This is a genomic window from Streptococcus sanguinis SK49, assembly GCF_000212815.1.
GTDB classification, from domain to species: domain Bacteria; phylum Bacillota; class Bacilli; order Lactobacillales; family Streptococcaceae; genus Streptococcus; species Streptococcus sanguinis_C.
The window spans coordinates 218230-234884 of sequence record NZ_GL890986.1 but is presented as its reverse complement, the minus strand read 5'-3'; the positions used below and the strand labels follow the sequence as shown (position 1 = coordinate 234884).

Here is a 16655-nt window from a genome sequence, read left to right as displayed (position 1 = left end):
TCACAATTATGACACACCAAGGAGGAGCTTTTCGTATGCGTAAACCGATCATGATTCATGCTCTTTTTCTGATGATTGCCTTTTTTATCTATATCCAATCTCTAAATGGCGGTCCGACCTATCTCATCTGGAATATGACCTTGGCCTTAATCAGCTATGATGCAGCTGTCTTGACACTTTTATTCAAGAAGCAGAAATGGATCTATCCTCTCCTTTTCCTGCTGTGGTTGCTTTTCTTCCCCAACACTTTCTATATGATTACCGATTTGATTCATATGACTTGGGTGGCAGATGTTCTGAGTAAGCCAAGTGTTTTTCTGCTCTTTTTAGCTTTTGTTTCCAGTATTTTATTCGGGATTTTCTGTGGTATGGAGAGCTGGTATGTTATCAAGGAAGGCTGGAAGCTTAACTGGTATTTAGAACTATTGCTGACGGCAGCTCTGTCTGCTGTATCCAGTCTGGCTATCTATATAGGACGTTATGATCGCCTTAATAGCTGGGATTTATTGCTTCATCCTCAGATGGTTCTACAGAAGCTCTTGCAAACTTTGCAGCCTGATCGACTGCCTTTCATTCTTGGTTTTACTTTTTTGCAGTTTATGAGTTTGGTATTTCTGATGAGAGATAATAAAAAATAAGAAAAGCGAGACGTTCATCTTGAAAAAGTGAATGTTTTTTATTATAATTTAAAATATCGTTCGCAAATAAACAGATTTAAATCTGTTTTTCTTTGTTTTTGAACTAGATATTAGAAATTTTACTCAAAAGGAGATTTATTGAAAAATGGATAAATTTTTCAAACTGACCGAAAAAGGGACAGATGTCCGGACAGAAGTTTTGGCGGGTCTGACGACTTTCTTTGCCATGTCCTACATTTTATTTGTCAATCCGGCCATGCTGGCTCAGACAGGTATGCCCAAGCAGGGTGTTTTTCTAGCTACGATTATCGGGGCTGTTGCCGGCACCTTGATGATGGCCTTCTTTGCCAACCTGCCTTATGCGCAGGCGCCGGGTATGGGGTTGAATGCCTTTTTCACTTTTACGGTCGTCTTTGCCTTGGGCTACACTTGGCAGGAAGCCTTGGCTATGGTCTTTATCTGCGGGATTATTTCGCTCATTATCACTCTGACCAAGGTGCGTAAGATGATTATTGAGTCGATTCCAGGCTCCTTGCGAGCAGCTATTTCAGCAGGGATCGGAGTCTTTCTGGCCTATGTAGGTATTAAAAATGCTGGCTTGCTCAAGTTTTCAATCGATCCGGGCAATTATACAGTAGCTGGCAAGGGAGCAGATAAGGCTGCAGCGGCTATTACGGCTAATTCAGCAGCAACTCCAGGTCTGGTAGACTTTAACAATCCAGCGGTCCTCGTAGCCTTGGTCGGTTTGGCCATCACAATTTTCTTTATTGTGAAAAACATCAAGGGTGGGGTTATCCTATCCATCCTAGTAACGACAGTTGTAGCTATTCTGGTTGGCTTGGTTGATTTGTCAGCTATTGACTTTGGGCAGAATAACATTGGTACTGCTGTTAATGAACTGGGACAGATTTTTGGGGTGGCAGTAGGTCCGAAAGGTCTGGGTGCCCTTTTAGCAGATTCAGCTCGCTGGCCCCAGACGTGTATGGCCATTCTGGCTTTCTCCTTGACAGATATTTTTGATACCATTGGTACCTTGATTGGGACTGGTGAAAAGGTCGGGATTGTGGCGACTTCTGGGGAAAACCATGAATCAGAAGGTTTGGATAAGGCGCTTTACTCGGACCTCATCGGAACCTCTATTGGCGCCATTGCTGGAACTTCTAATGTGACGACTTATGTGGAGTCTGCAGCTGGTATCGGAGCTGGAGGCCGAACAGGTCTGACCGCCTTGGTCGTAGCTATTTGCTTTGCGGTCTCAAGCTTCTTTAGCCCGCTTTTAGCCATTGTTCCCAACGCTGCAACTGCACCGATTCTGATAATTGTTGGGATTATGATGTTGGCTAGTCTGAAAAATATCCATTGGGATGATATGACAGAAGCCATTCCAGCTTTCTTTACTTCTATTTTTATGGGATTTGCCTATTCTATCACTCATGGGATAGCAGCTGGATTTATCACTTACACCTTGGTTAAAATCTTCAAAGGTCAAGCAAAGGATGTGCATTCTATGATTTGGATTTTGGATCTTCTCTTTATTTTAAATTTTGTAAATCTGGCTTTAAATTAGGTCTAAACATTGCTGGAAATCCTCATGTCTAGTGAAGTTTGGATAGGTTATGTTTTTGTTATAAAAAATCAGCTTTTTGCGGCTGATTTTTCTTTTGCAAAATTAAGCAGAAAAAAATTTTTTCTGGTATAATAAGAGAATGTTTAGTCATAATGAGGAAGAATTAATCCAGTGGGGTCAGCGCCTGGGCAAATCGCTTCAGGCAGGGGACGTACTGGTTTTAACGGGAGATTTAGGAGCAGGGAAGACAACCTTTACTAAGGGTCTGGCTCTAGGGTTGGGCATCAGTCAGATGATTAAAAGTCCAACCTATACCATTGTTCGGGAATACGAGGGGCGCTTGCCACTCTATCATCTGGATGTCTACCGCATCGGAGACGATCCAGACTCCATAGATTTGGATGACTTTCTCTTCGGAGAGGGTGTGACAGTCATTGAGTGGGGGGAGCTGCTGGGAGAAAATCTGCCTGAAGACTATCTCAAATTAAGCCTCTTGAAAAAGGAAGACGGGCGTGAATTGGTTTTTGAAGCCAAAGGAACACGAGCCCAAGAGTTGCTTGAGGGACTGCAGAATGACTGAATATGAATTGTGCTTGCGAGAAGGGAAAAAAACAGATGCTGCTGATCTGATTGCCTTCCTCAATCAGGTCGGGTCTGAGTCGGATTATATGACGCTGGATGAGGCTGGAATCTTGATGAATCAAGAGGAGATGGCTTTATTCATTGAGCATCAGGCTGCTTCTAGTAATCAGCTTTATCTGTTGGCGCTTTTAAATGGTGAGATTGCTGGCCTTGTCAGCATCACAGCTGATTTCCATGAGCGAATTCGCCATATTGGTCAAGTCTTTGTTGTAGTGAAGAAAGCTTTTTGGAACCAAGGACTGGGACGCATATTGCTGGAAGAGGCATTGACTTGGGCAGAAGATTCTCAAGTTATTAGACGTTTGGAATTGAGCGTTCAGGTTAGAAATGAACGAGCAGTTCACCTCTATAAAGATTTAGGATTTGAAATTGAAGGCTTACAAAGAAGAGGAGCCTATTTAAAAGAAGGGATATTTCTTGATGTTTACCTGATGGGTAAACTGATAGACTAAAAATAATATGTTTAAAAAGATTATAATGATGTTTCTCAGCCTCCTTGTCGTAACGACAGCTGGTATCGGTACTTATGCATGGACGATTTATGGTCAGTCAACAGATGAACTATCCAAGACTTATAAGGGGTTGGGAAATGAGACAGATGTCATTTCTGCGACTAAGCCCATGACTATCTTGCTGATGGGAGTGGATACAGGAAGCGGTTCTCGCGAGGATACTTGGGTCGGGAATAGCGATACCATGATTCTCATGAGTGTCAACCCAAAAACTAAAAAAACAGTCATGATGAGCTTGGAGAGAGATATTCTGACTCAGATTGATGAGAATGGTCAGACAGTTGAAGCTAAGCTGAATGCGGCCTATGCGAATGGTGGATCTGAGTTAGCTATTTCAACCATTGAGGGCTTGATGAACATCCATATTGACCGCTATATGATGATCAATATGCAGGGCTTGGTTCAATTAGTAGATGCTGTAGGTGGCATTGAGGTCAATAATACCTTTGACTTTCCAATTTCTATTGAAGAGAATGAGCCTGAGTATACTGCTAAGGTTGAGCCAGGCAAGCAAACCATCAATGGTGATCAGGCGTTGGTCTATGCTCGCATGCGCTATCAGGATCCAGAGGGTGACTATGGCCGCCAGAAGCGTCAACGTGAAGTAATTAAGAAAGTGGTTGAAAAAGTTCTCAGTCTCAACAGTGTCAGCCATTATCAGGCTATTTTAAAAGCTATCAGCAGCAACATGCAGACAAATATCGCGCTTGATTCAAAAAGCATTCCTCAACTGCTAGGCTATCAAGATGCATTTAAGAACATTCAATCTGAGCAGTTGCGTGGAGAAGATGCGACTTTACCTGATGGTGGAAGCTATCAATTAGTGACGTCTGATCATCTATTGGAAATGCAAAATTTAATAAGGAAAGCTCTAGGGTTGGAAACAGTTAAGTCCCTTAAGACAAACGCAGTACTATATGAGGATTTTATGGGTGGTAATAGTCTGAGAAGTACAAATAGTAGTACACCTAGCAACACTGAAAGCTACAGTAGCTACGAGTCTTCTTATAGTCAGCCTGCTTATAATGGAGCTTACCAAAATTATTCTTATCCAACAACAGATACGACAGTTGGAACTACAAATACATCTATTCAAACTACAACAGCAGATACAAGTGTAGTTTCTCAAGGAACACAAACGGATTAATTCTAACTTATCTAATTTAGATGATGCAGTTTGACTCCTTCAGTATGAAATGTTTACTTTCATACTGAAGGTTTTTTCTTTGTTAGAAAACTATGCAATCGTTTTCGTTGATGCTGTAGTATAGAAAATGCCACTTACAAAAGGAATATCAGCTTTATGTATTTTAAAAAAGAGAAAAAATTTTTATAAAAGCCTTTACAAAATAAAAATTCGTGCTATAATAGATGTAACGATATGCAAACGATTTCATAAAAAGGAGTGGTTTGCAAAAAATATAAGGAGGTCTGAATGATGAAAGATTCATTCAAGAACATTTTTAGCTTTGAATTTTGGCAAAAATTCGGTAAAGCTTTGATGGTGGTCGTTGCTGTTATGCCGGCAGCAGGACTGATGATTAGTATCGGTAAGACAGTTCCTATGATTAACCAAGATTGGGGAATCTTAGTCACTATTGGTGGCGTAATGGAACAAATTGGTTGGGGTGTTATCGGTAATCTTCATATCTTATTTGCTCTAGCTATCGGTGGAAACTGGGCTAAAGAACGAGCTGGAGGTGCCTTTGCGGCTGGTTTGTCCTTCATTTTGATTAACCGAATTACTGGTGTTCTATTTGGGGTTACCAGCGAAATGCTATCTAAACCTAATGCTACAGTGCACACGCTGAGTTTCGGTATTAAATCATTAAATCTTTCTCTGAAAGTGTCTGATTACTTTGAGTTAATTCTAGGAGCTCCTGCTCTTAAAATGGGAGTCTTTGTCGGAATTATTGCTGGTTTTGTCGGAGCGGTAGCTTACAATAAATATTATAATTTCCGGAAACTTCCAGATGCCTTATCATTCTTTAATGGGAAAAGATTTGTTCCTTTTGTTGTCATCTTAAACTCAACTATTATTGCTTTAATTCTTGGTGTATTTTGGCCGTTTATTCAGGCGGGAATTAATGCCTTTGGTATTTGGATTACAAATGCACCGCCAATTTTAGCACCGTTTATCTATGGTACGCTAGAACGTCTCTTGCTTCCATTTGGTTTGCACCATATGTTGACTATTCCAATGAACTATACTGAACTGGGTGGTACCTACATAATCCAAACAGGAAAAGAAATTGGTAAAGTAATTCCTGGTCAGGATCCACTTTGGTTGGCTTGGGTTCAGGACTTGATTAGTCTGAAAGGAAGTAATCCAGCTAAATATCAAGACCTTCTTGCCGCTTACACACCGGCTCGTTTCAAAGTAGGTCAGATGATTGGTTCATTCGGTATCCTGATGGGTGTAGTAGTTGCCATCTACCGCAATGTGGACAAAGATAAGAAACACAAATACAAAGGTATGATGATTGCGACTGCTTTGGCAACCTTCTTGACAGGGGTTACTGAACCAATCGAGTACATGTTTATGTTTGTAGCGACACCGCTGTATATCATTTACGCATTTGTACAAGGGGCAGCTTTTGCTATGGCTGATATTGTTGATTTGCGTGTTCATTCTTTTGGTTCAATTGAGTTCTTGACCCGTACCCCTATGTCTGTTAGTGCTGGTCTTGGTGGGGATATCATCAACTTCATTTGGGTAACTATCCTCTTTGGTGTTGTAATGTACTTCATTTCTAACTTCATGATCAAGAAGTTCAACTATGCAACTCCGGGACGTAACGGTAACTATGAAACAGCAGATGGTTCAGATGAAGCTTCTTCATCAGAGTCAACTGGTGGTAAAGTTGCTGAAGCTTCTCAAGCAGTAAATGTTATCAACCTTCTGGGTGGTCGTGCTAATATCGTAGATGTAGATGCATGTATGACTCGTCTGCGTGTGACTGTCAAAGATGCTGAAAAAGTTGGAACAGAAGAACAGTGGAAAGCTGAAGGCGCTATGGGCTTGGTTATGAAAGGCCAAGGCGTTCAGGCTATCTACGGACCAAAAGCTGACGTTCTCAAATCTGATATTCAAGACTTGTTGGATTCTGGTGAAGTGATTCCTGAAACACTTCCTAGCCAAAAAGCAGAATCAGCAGCTACCGAAGTTACTTACAAAGGTGTGACTGAGGAAGTTGAAACTGTTGCAGACGGTCAAGTCATTGACTTGGCAGATGTTAAAGATCCAGTATTCTCACAAAAAATGATGGGTGATGGATTTGCAGTTGAGCCACAAAATGGTAAGATTTATTCACCAGTTGCTGGTAAAGTAACTAGCGTCTTCCCTAGCAAGCATGCTATCGGTCTTGTGACAGATAACGGCCTGGAAGTCTTGGTACATATTGGTTTGGAAACTGTTAGCCTTGAAGGTAAACCGTTCGAAGTTCATGTTTCAGAAGGTCAAAAAGTTGCAGCTGGAGATCTTTTAGTCACAGCTGACTTGGAAGCAATCAAAGAAGCTGGACGTGAAACTTCAACAATCGTAGTCTTCACAAATGCAGCAGCTATCAAGTCTGTAACAGTAGAAAAACTTGGTCAAGCATCTGCTAAGACAGTTGTTGCTAAGGTTGAATTGTAAAATAGAAAAGAGAAATCATGGCAAAATTCCTGACATTAAATACTCATAGTTGGATGGAAGAAGAGCAAGAAACTAAGCTTAATCAGCTTGCAGAACGCATTCTTCAAGAAAAATATGATGTCATTTGCCTGCAGGAAGTCAATCAATTAACGGAGTCTGAACAGGTTGTTCAGGCTCCTTTCTATCAGGCGGTTGAGGGCGCAATTGAGATTCATCAAGACCACTTTGCCCTTTGTTTGGTAGAAAAATTGGCTGAGGCAGGATTGGACTATCATTGGTCCTGGGCCTATAATCATATTGGGTTTGATATTTACAACGAAGGAGTGGCAATCCTATCTAGAAAACCTATTGCTCCTAGAGAAGTTCTGGTATCAGAGGCTAATGATCCTAGGGATTACCATACCCGTAAAGTCTTGCTAGCAGAGACTGAGGTGGAAGGTCAATTGCTGACAATTGCCTCCTGCCATCTGTCTTGGTGGGACAAAGGCTTTCAGGGGGAATGGGCTAAGCTTGAAGCAGAGCTTCTCAAGGTTAAAACTCCTCTGGTCCTCATGGGCGATTTCAACAATCCAGTCGGCCAGCAAGGTTACCAGACCATCTTAGCCAGTCCACTGAAGCTGCAGGATAGTCATACTGCTGCAAAAGAAGCTAGCGGAGAGGCAACTGTAGAAGGGACTATCGCAGGTTGGGATGATAATAAGCACGCTCTGAAGATTGATTATGTTTTCACTAGTCAAGGGATGGACGTTGAGCGTTCCGCTGTCGTCTTTGACGGGAAAGAAACCCCTGTTGTCAGTGACCACTTTGGTTTAGAAGTGCAAGTGGCATTATAATAGTAAAAAGATGAGGCAAGACTGAGAATGCAACAGATTTGTCTCGCTTTTTATTTTTGATAAACACATTTTTAGGGCAAAATGGTGAAATTTTACACCCCAAACGGCTGTCTTTTGTTATTCTTGAAAACGTGTTATAATGAAGTATTAGGATTCTAGGAGGAAATGGTATGCGTTGTCCGAAATGTGGTGGGAATAAATCAAGTGTAGTTGATAGCAGACAGGCAGAAGATGGAAATACAATCCGTCGCCGTCGTGAATGTGAAGAATGTCAGCATCGTTTCACGACATACGAGCGCGTCGAAGAGAGAACCCTAGTGGTTGTCAAAAAGGACGGGACACGCGAGCAATTTTCTCGGGATAAGATTTTTAACGGTATTATTCGCTCCGCTCAAAAGCGACCAGTATCTAGTGACGAAATAGAGGAGATTGTCAACCGAATTGAGCAAAAGGTCCGCAGTCAGAGCGATAATGAAATCAATAGTGAATATATTGGATCCTTAGTCATGGATGAACTGGCAGAGCTGGATGAAATCACCTACGTTCGTTTCGCCAGTGTTTACCGGAGTTTCAAGGATGTGGGAGAGCTAGAAAGCCTGCTCAAGCAGATTACTAAGGGGTCCAAGAAGAAAAAGGACAAATAAATGAAACCAAACCATCAGTTTTCTTTCTTGCGCAATAATGCAGTCAGTTCAGATATTGCTATCTTGACCAAGCTCTATTTGCCGATTTTGGGGAGAGAAGCGGTAACGCTTTATCTTTATCTGCTGTCTTTTGGTGATAATGGGCAAAAGCAGCATCTCTTCAGTCAGATTCTCAATCATTTAGATTTTGGACTTAATATTTTAGAAGAAAGTTTTGAGCGTTTGGCGACGATTAAGCTAGTGGATCTTTATCAAACAGATGACTATTATCTGGTTCAACTCCACCCAACCTTAACTGCGGAGGAATTTTTCAGCCATAATGTGTACAGTCGGCTCTTGGAAAAGAAAATCGGCGAAGCTGCTGCTGATGCCCTGCGACCAGAAAATCCTAGCGGAGATAAATTGATCAAGCCTTTTATGCAGGTGTTTGGTATGGAAGATGAGCAAGCAAGGGCAGTGCGAAAAGCCAATGATTTTGACTTGGAGTATTTCAAGCAACGGATGGCTCAGGACAATCTTCGTTTTGCCAATGAAAAGGAAGATGTGCTAGAATTGTTTGCAATTGCTGAGCAGAAAAAGTGGACTTGGTATGAGACCTACGTTTTGGCTAGAGAAACTGCTGTTTCTCAGGTCATTTCTACCAAGCGGATGAAGCAAAAGCTAGCTCAGAAGCCAGCAGAAGGTCAGTTTTCTAAGCAGGAGCAATCTATTATCCAAGAAGCGAAGCGAACATCACCAATGGTATTCCTGGCAGAAATTAAGAAAACTCGTCAGGCTGCTATTACGCGGACGGAGAGAAAGCTTTTGCTGGATTTAGCTGAATTAGGCCTTTTGGACGAGGTTATCAACGTAATCTTGCTCTTGACCTTTAATAAGGTGGATTCAGCCAATCTCAATGAAAAGTATGCCCTCAAGGTAGCTAATGATTTTTCTTATCAAAAGGTGACGACAGCTGAGGAAGCAGTCTTGAAAATCCGTGAGCGCAACCAGCAGCCCCAGAACCGTCCAGCTAAATCTGGACAAGGCTCTACCAAGAGCAACGTACCTGACTGGAGTCAGCCGGATTATAAAAATGAAACGAGCGCAGAGAAGCAGGCCGAGCTAGAAGAGCAGAAACGTCGGCTCTTAGCCAAACTTGAAGGAGGAGGCGAATAAATGGAGAAAATAAGACAGAATATGCCTCATATGAATAGGGTGCGGCAGTTTGACTATCAGGAGCTGGTTAAGCAGATTATGGCCGATCCAGATGTGGCAGCCTTTATCCAGCAGGAAAAGCTGACCCAAGCTGAGATTCAGCGCAGTGTCTCCAAGTTTAACCAGTATATTACGGAGCGCAACCGCTTTTTGCTGGGGGATGAGACCTATATTGCTAAGGGCTATAAGCCAATCTTGGTGAAAAATGAAGGCTATGCGGATGTTGCCTATGAAGAGACGCCTGAGTTGATTGAGCAGGAGAGACAGGAGGCTATTAGAAGCCGTCTCAATCTCATCAGTTTACCAGCCAGTCTCAAGGAGGCTAGTCTGGCTCAGGTGGATCTGGACGATGTTGGCCGCTACAAGGCTTTTGAACTGTTGACCAACTTCGTTGCTGAGTTTCCGAATTATCAGAAGGCTGTTTATCTCTACGGGGATTTTGGAGTCGGAAAAAGCTACATGATGGCTGCTCTGGCGCATGATTTGTCAGAAAAACGCAGTGTTTCAACGACACTCCTTCACTATCCAAGCTTTGTTTTGGATGTTAAGAATGCGATCAGTTCCGGCTTGGTCAAGGAGAAGATTGACCAGGTCAAGACAGCTCAAGTGCTGATTTTGGACGATATCGGTGCAGAGCAGTCTAGCCCCTGGATGAGGGATGAGATTTTGCAGGTCATTCTCCAGCACCGCATGCAGGAAAATCTGCCAACTTTCTTTACTTCTAACTTTAGTTTTGCGGATTTAGAGCGTCACTTTGCCAGCTCTAAGAATGGCGATGAGACTTGGCAGGCTAAGCGGGTTATGGAGCGGATTAAGTTTCTGGCTCAGGAGGTACGCCTAGAAGGAGAGAACCGCCGATGAATGAAACGATTAACTTAATGAAATCTCATACGTCTGTTCGCCGCTTTACGGAGGAGCAGATTTCGGAGAAGGAACTACGTGCCATCATTGATGCTGGGCGGGCTGCGTCCAGCTGGAAGAATTTTCAGTCCTATTCGATCATTGTAGTGCGAAGCAAAGAGAAAAAAGAAGCCCTCTTTGACTTGGTGCCCCAAGAAGCCATTAGGCAGTCTTCGGCCTTCCTGCTTTTTGTTGGCGACCTCAATCGTGCCCAAAAGGGCGTTCACATGCATACGGAAGACTTTTATCCTAAGGGGCCGGAGAATCTCCTTATTAGCTCAGTAGATGCTGCTTTAGCTGGACAAAATACCCTGTTAGCAGCTGAAAGTTTGGGTTATGGCGGAGTAATCATTGGACTGGTTCGTTATGCTGCTAGTCAAATAGCAGAGCTTTTCAAGTTGCCGGACTACACTTATCCAGTCTTTGGGCTTGCTCTGGGAAATCCCAACCAGAACCATGCAGTCAAACCGCGCCTGCCTTATGAAGCAGTGGTCTTTGAGGAAGAATATCGTGAACAGGATCGTTCAACTATCCAAGCCTATGACCGCGTTCAGACTGAATATGCTGGCGAGCGAGCTAAGGAAACCTGGAGTCAGCGCCTAGCTGCTCAATTTGGTCAGGAGCCAAATCAGGCTATTGACCAATTGTTCAAAGAAAAGAAATTAGAAAAATAGGACGGAGTTTGGCTCTGTCCTAAAGAATGAAAGAGGAAAAACATGGCCTTACCAACTATTGCCATTGTCGGCCGGCCTAATGTCGGCAAATCAACGCTCTTCAATCGGATTGCCGGTGAGCGGATTTCCATTGTGGAAGATGTCGAAGGGGTGACACGCGACCGAATTTATGCGACCGCAAACTGGCTCAACCGTAAGTTTAGTATTATTGATACGGGCGGAATTGACGATGTTGACGCGCCTTTTATGGAGCAAATCAAACACCAGGCTGAGATCGCCATGGACGAAGCGGATGTTATCGTTTTTGTCGTGTCTGGCAAGGAAGGTATCACGGATGCGGACGAGTATGTGGCTCGCATGCTCTATAAGACCCATAAGCCGATTATTCTAGCAGTCAATAAGGTGGATAATCCCGAAATGCGCAATGAGATTTTTGATTTCTATGCGCTGGGCTTGGGCGATCCATTCCCAGTTTCTTCAGTCCACGGGATTGGTACTGGAGATGTTCTTGACGCCATCGTTGAAAATCTTCCAAATGAAGAAGTGGCAGAAAATCCTGATATGATTAAGTTTAGTCTGATTGGCCGGCCTAATGTCGGCAAGTCTAGCTTGATCAATGCCATCCTAGGTGAGGATAGGGTTATTGCCAGTCCTGTTGCCGGTACTACGCGTGACGCTATTGATACGGTCTTTACGGACAGTGAAGGTCAGGAATTTACCATGATCGACACGGCTGGTATGCGCAAGTCAGGCAAGGTCTATGAAAATACGGAGAAATACTCTGTCATGCGGGCTATGCGGGCCATTGACCGCTCAGATGTCGTTCTGATGGTGCTGAATGCTGAAGAAGGAATTCGTGAGTACGACAAGCGAATCGCTGGCTTTGCCCATGAAGCAGGAAAAGGAATAATCATCGTTGTCAATAAGTGGGACACACTGGAAAAAGACAACCATACCATGAAAGACTGGGAAGAAGATATTCGTGACCAGTTCCAGTATCTGTCTTATGCGCCGATTATCTTTGTCTCTGCCCTAACCAAGCAGCGTCTCCATAAGCTGCCGGATATGATTAAGCAGATTAGTCAAAGCCAAAACACGCGTATTCCGTCAGCAGTGCTTAATGACGTTATCATGGATGCCATCGCCATTAATCCGACACCGACTGACAAGGGAAAACGTCTCAAGATTTTTTATGCGACTCAGGTAGCGACCAAACCGCCAACCTTTGTCATCTTTGTCAACGAAGAAGAACTCATGCACTTCTCTTACCTGCGTTTCCTGGAAAATCAAATCCGCAAGGCTTTTGTCTTTGAAGGGACCCCAATTCACTTGATTGCAAGGAAGCGGAAGTAGGGATTGTAAAATATTGATTTTAAATTATATTTATAGTTGAGAATAAAAGTAAGTATAAATGCTTACTTTTATTTTTTATATCGAAAGTATGGTATAATGATGAGATAAATGTAAGGTGGTAATGATGGCAAAATTAATTCCTGGTAAGATTCGGACAGAAGGAATTGCCCTGGTTGAAAACAATAAGGTGATAGTCCTTGAGGTCAGCAATTCTATTTTATTTGCTCGTGTAGCCGACTATAATCTGCGCTATAGCTTAGATGATGATATCGTTTTTTGTTATTGTGACTTTTTCCAGAAGAAAAAATATTGTGCCCATCTGGCAGCCTTGGAGTATTATCTGAAAAATGCTCCATCTGGGAAAGATGTACTAAAGAGTTTGGAAGAAGAAGAGATAACTAGCCAGGAAACACAAAAGTTAGTTTCTTTCGGGAGTTTGTTTTTGGATGAGATATTGCCGAAAATATCCGAAAAACAAGTGTGTTATGAGCTTTCGGCTACGGGACAGGAGGATTCTTATACTGGACAGTTTCTTTGGAGTCTTCGGATCAGTCGCTTGCCGGACGAGCGCTCTTATGTTGTCCGAGACGTTCTTTCCTTCCTTCGGACCTTGGAAAAGGGCGGGCATTATCAGATTGGTAAGAGTTACTATGAGGCTATTCATTTGGAGGATTTTGATGAAGCCAGTCAAGATTTGCTCGTTTTCCTGCAGGGACTAGTGTCTGACTATCAGGGGCAAGATTCTTCTTTGATTTTCCCAAATGCTGGGCGCAATCTTTTCTTCCCGGCTAGTATCTTTGAAGAGGGAGTTATCTTCCTGATGAATCTGTCTTCTTTCCGCTTAGAGTACAGCCTCTATGACTACAGTGAAGTCTTTTTCCAAGATTTACATGAAGAGGCAGAAGTTTTTACTTTCCAAGTGGAAGAGCATGAAGAGCATTTTGAGCTAGTCATTGCTGAGAAAAATTATAAGATGCTTTATGATGGCCAGTTTATCTTTTATGGAGATACTTTCTACCAGCTAAATCCCCAGCAGATTAGACTGATGAAGGCTTTACGGGAGTTGCCTATAGAGCATGATCGGTTGAAGCGCCTGCAATTCGACTTGTCAGAGAGAACGAAGCTGGCTTCCAGTTTGTCTGAGTTTAAAAAGGTTGGTCGGGTAGAAGCACCTGAAAGTATGATGATTCATGACTTTACAGCCAAGTTTGACTTTGACATCGGTCCTGACAAGCGTCTGATTTTGGACACTGTCTTTGACTATGGAGACAGGAAAGTGACGACTCGCAAAGATTTGGAACGTCTGCCTTTTGCGGGTAATTTTGAGCATGAGCAGCAAGTCTTTAAGCAAATGCTGCAGGCAGGTTTTGTGGCAGACTTTTACAGCCAGCGGCCGCCTCTGAAGCCGGAAGAAATTTATCATTTCTTCTCAGAAGTCATTCCCAATTTTGAGGCTTTGGGCCGTGTTAGCATGACAGAAGAGTTAGAGGCACTGGCACAGACAGAAAGTCCAAGGATCTCTGTCAAGATGAAGGGCGGCCTCTTAGATGTTGGTTTCGATTTTGCTGGCATTGCGCAGTCAGAGATTGACGCAGTTCTTGATTCGCTCTTTAAGGAGCAGGACTTCTTTATCAGTAAGTCTGGGCAAGTCTTGATTTTCGATGAAGAGACCAAGGAGATGAGTCGGACTTTGCAGCAGCTGCGGAGTAAGCGGACTAAAAATGGCTTCATTCAGACCAGCAGTCTGGCAGCTTACCAACTGGCAGAGTTTTTCAAGGGCAAGGATAGAGTACAGTTTTCAAAAGATGTGCAGCAGCTAGCCTTTGACCTGACTCACCCTGAGGAATTTCCTCTTCCCAAGCTGCAAGTCAAGGCTGACCTTCGGGATTATCAAGAGACGGGTGTCAAGTGGCTATCCATGCTGGATAAGTATGGCTTCGGTGGCATCTTGGCTGACGATATGGGGCTGGGAAAGACCCTGCAGACGATTTCTTTTCTGAGTTCGCGTATAGATGACTCTAAGAAAGTCTTAATCTTGGCGCCATCCAGCCTGATTTACAACTGGAGCGATGAGTTCGCTAAATTTGCTCCGCATTTGGATGTGGCGGTGGTGTATGGTCTGAAAAATGTTCGTGATGAGCTGATTGCGCAGAAGCATCAGATTACCATTACCAGCTATGCTTCTTTCAGGCAGGATGTGGAAGAATACAAGGATAACCACTTCCAGTATCTGATTTTGGATGAGGCTCAGGTCATGAAGAATGACCAGACCAAGATTGCCCAGTATTTGCGGGATTTTGAAGTGGAGCATACCTATGCCCTTTCTGGGACGCCGATTGAGAATAATCTGGGAGAACTTTGGTCTATTTTCCAGATTGTCATGCCAGGACTTTTGCCAAGCAAAAAGGAATTTTTAAAACTGCCGGCTGAGAAAGTCGCTCGCTATATCAAACCATTTGTCATGCGGCGCAAGAAAGAAGATGTGCTGCAGGAACTGCCTGATTTGATTGAAGTTGCCTATCGCAATGAATTGGCAGATAGCCAGAAGACTATTTATCTGGCTCTGCTCAAACAAATGCAGGACAGAATTATCCATGCGACAGAAGATGAAATCAACCGCAGCAAGATAGAGATTCTGTCAGGTCTTATGCGTCTCCGTCAGATCTGTGATACTCCGAAGCTGTTTATGGAAGATTACGAGGGCGAGAGCGGTAAGCTGGAAAGTTTGCGGGAATTACTTGAACAGATACAAGATGGTAATCGTCGTGTCCTCATATTTTCACAATTTCGTGGTATGCTGGATATTATCGAGAGTGAGCTGGACAAGATGGGCATGGAGTCCTTTAAGATTACAGGCTCTACTCCAGCCAAGGAGCGTCAGGACATGACAACTGCCTTCAATGACGGCCAGCGATCAGCCTTTCTGATTTCTCTAAAGGCTGGAGGTGTCGGTCTCAATCTGACTGGTGCAGACACAGTCATCTTGGTCGATCTCTGGTGGAATCCAGCGGTTGAGGCCCAGGCCATTGGCCGTGCCCACCGTATCGGTCAGGAGCGCAATGTCGAAGTCTATCGGATGATTACACGGGGTACGATTGAGGAGAAAATACAGGAGCTGCAGGAGAGCAAGCGCAATCTGGTTTCGACTATTCTTGACGGAGCAGAAGCCAAATCCAGTCTCTCTGTGGAGGAAATTCGAGAAATTCTAGGAATTTCGGCAGAATAGCTTGAAAAATAGCCTGAATAGTTTATAATAATGAAGGGTTGAAAGGAAAAAGATATGACTGATAAACAATTTCCTCTGGTGTCAGATGATGAAATCATGCTGACAGAAATGCCGCATATGAATCTTTATGACGAACTGGATCTCATTAGCAACATTACCGGAGACTATACAGACCGTAATTATTTGGAATGGATGCCGATCGTGGACTCCAGCAGGCATGCTCCCATCGCTGCCAGTCAGGCTATCAGAAGACCGCTGCAAAAGCAGTCTGCTTTCAAAGATTTTAAAAAGCCGATTGATAAGAAAGATCCGGCCATTCGTTATGCTGAGCAGGCACGCGAGGAAGCTCGGGCAGATTTGAAAAAAAAGCGCTCAGCGTCTTATCTGACCAGCGACCTTCCGACTAAGGTCCGCAATAGAAAGCTTCCGACAGCTTCTAATACGGAAAGACCGAAGCCAACAGCCCCTTTTCAAAAGAGTACATCGGGCGAATTTACGAAGTTTGGCGACAGGCTTCGGCAGGAAAACTATATTTTGGCAGATATTCAGCCTGAGTATAGCAGCCCTCAGCCACAGGAGCCGGAAGAAAAGCCTAAGAAGAACAATTATGATTTTTTAAAAACCAGTCAGATCTATAATCAGGATAGGGCTAAGGAGGAGCAGTTGAAACATTCCAAGGCTCAAGAGCTGAATTTGACAGGCTTGGACAGCGAATAAAGCTGGCTTGCTTGATCCTTTTCTGCCTGCAATTTTCTGGTGTATAAAGGAAATTGCTGTTTGATTATGTAAATGTAAAATCTATCTGCATATAACATCCATCATCGGTTGAAGAAGA

At 43.3% G+C, this 16655-nt stretch carries 14 protein-coding genes; all 14 read left to right on the top strand.

Features of this window, described 5'->3' with window-relative positions:
* Nucleotides 1-8: 8 nt before the first annotated feature.
* The 14 genes from HMPREF9380_RS02180 (at nt 9) to HMPREF9380_RS02245 (ending at nt 16537) form a co-directional block, all read left to right on the top strand.
* Nucleotides 9-638, top strand: coding sequence for a DUF1361 domain-containing protein (locus HMPREF9380_RS02180; RefSeq protein WP_004193236.1), 630 nt, complete (start codon nt 9-11; stop codon nt 636-638).
* Between the two features lie 145 nt (nt 639-783).
* The gene (locus tag HMPREF9380_RS02185) at nt 784-2205 is read left to right on the top strand and encodes an NCS2 family permease (protein ID WP_002905253.1); all 1422 of its coding nucleotides are present in this window, start codon (nt 784-786) and stop codon (nt 2203-2205) included.
* A gap of 139 nt (nt 2206-2344) precedes the next feature.
* Nucleotides 2345-2785, top strand: a complete 441-nt coding sequence (gene tsaE / locus HMPREF9380_RS02190) for a tRNA (adenosine(37)-N6)-threonylcarbamoyltransferase complex ATPase subunit type 1 TsaE (protein ID WP_004193233.1) — start codon at nt 2345-2347, stop codon at nt 2783-2785.
* The gene (locus HMPREF9380_RS02195) at nt 2778-3299 is read left to right on the top strand and encodes a GNAT family N-acetyltransferase (RefSeq protein WP_004193230.1); all 522 of its coding nucleotides are present in this window, start codon (nt 2778-2780) and stop codon (nt 3297-3299) included. Before tsaE ends, HMPREF9380_RS02195 begins: the two co-directional genes overlap by 8 nt.
* Nucleotides 3300-3306: 7 nt before the next feature.
* Nucleotides 3307-4506, top strand: a complete 1200-nt coding sequence (gene lytR, locus HMPREF9380_RS02200; RefSeq protein WP_004193227.1) for a glycopolymer--peptidoglycan transferase LytR — start codon at nt 3307-3309, stop codon at nt 4504-4506.
* A gap of 288 nt (nt 4507-4794) precedes the next feature.
* Entirely contained in the window at nt 4795-6996 is a 2202-nt protein-coding gene (locus HMPREF9380_RS02205; RefSeq protein WP_004193223.1) for a PTS transporter subunit IIBC, read from the top strand.
* A 17-nt stretch (nt 6997-7013) separates the two neighbouring features.
* Nucleotides 7014-7829: an endonuclease/exonuclease/phosphatase family protein gene (locus HMPREF9380_RS02210; RefSeq protein WP_004193221.1), complete on the top strand. Its 816-nt coding sequence runs from the start codon at nt 7014-7016 to the stop codon at nt 7827-7829.
* A gap of 170 nt (nt 7830-7999) precedes the next feature.
* Nucleotides 8000-8473, top strand: a complete 474-nt coding sequence (gene nrdR, locus HMPREF9380_RS02215; RefSeq protein WP_002894570.1) for a transcriptional regulator NrdR — start codon at nt 8000-8002, stop codon at nt 8471-8473.
* Nucleotides 8474-9628 (top strand): replication initiation and membrane attachment family protein, encoded by a 1155-nt coding sequence (locus HMPREF9380_RS02220; protein ID WP_004193218.1) that lies wholly within the window; start codon nt 8474-8476, stop codon nt 9626-9628.
* Complete coding sequence (gene dnaI / locus HMPREF9380_RS02225; RefSeq protein ID WP_004193206.1) at nt 9629-10528, top strand: primosomal protein DnaI; 900 nt, start codon at nt 9629-9631, stop codon at nt 10526-10528.
* Entirely contained in the window at nt 10525-11241 is a 717-nt protein-coding gene (locus tag HMPREF9380_RS02230) for an NADPH-dependent oxidoreductase (protein WP_004193203.1), read from the top strand. The genes dnaI and HMPREF9380_RS02230 overlap by 4 nt, the downstream gene beginning before the upstream one ends.
* 42 nt (nt 11242-11283) lie before the next feature.
* Complete coding sequence (der, locus tag HMPREF9380_RS02235; protein WP_004193201.1) at nt 11284-12594, top strand: ribosome biogenesis GTPase Der; 1311 nt, start codon at nt 11284-11286, stop codon at nt 12592-12594.
* A gap of 124 nt (nt 12595-12718) precedes the next feature.
* A complete protein-coding gene (locus HMPREF9380_RS02240) occupies nt 12719-15820 on the top strand; it encodes a DEAD/DEAH box helicase (protein ID WP_032907686.1) in 3102 nt (1033 codons plus the stop codon).
* 54 nt (nt 15821-15874) lie between these two features.
* Nucleotides 15875-16537, top strand: a complete 663-nt coding sequence (locus HMPREF9380_RS02245) for a hypothetical protein (protein ID WP_004193197.1) — start codon at nt 15875-15877, stop codon at nt 16535-16537.
* Nucleotides 16538-16655 lie beyond the last annotated feature (118 nt).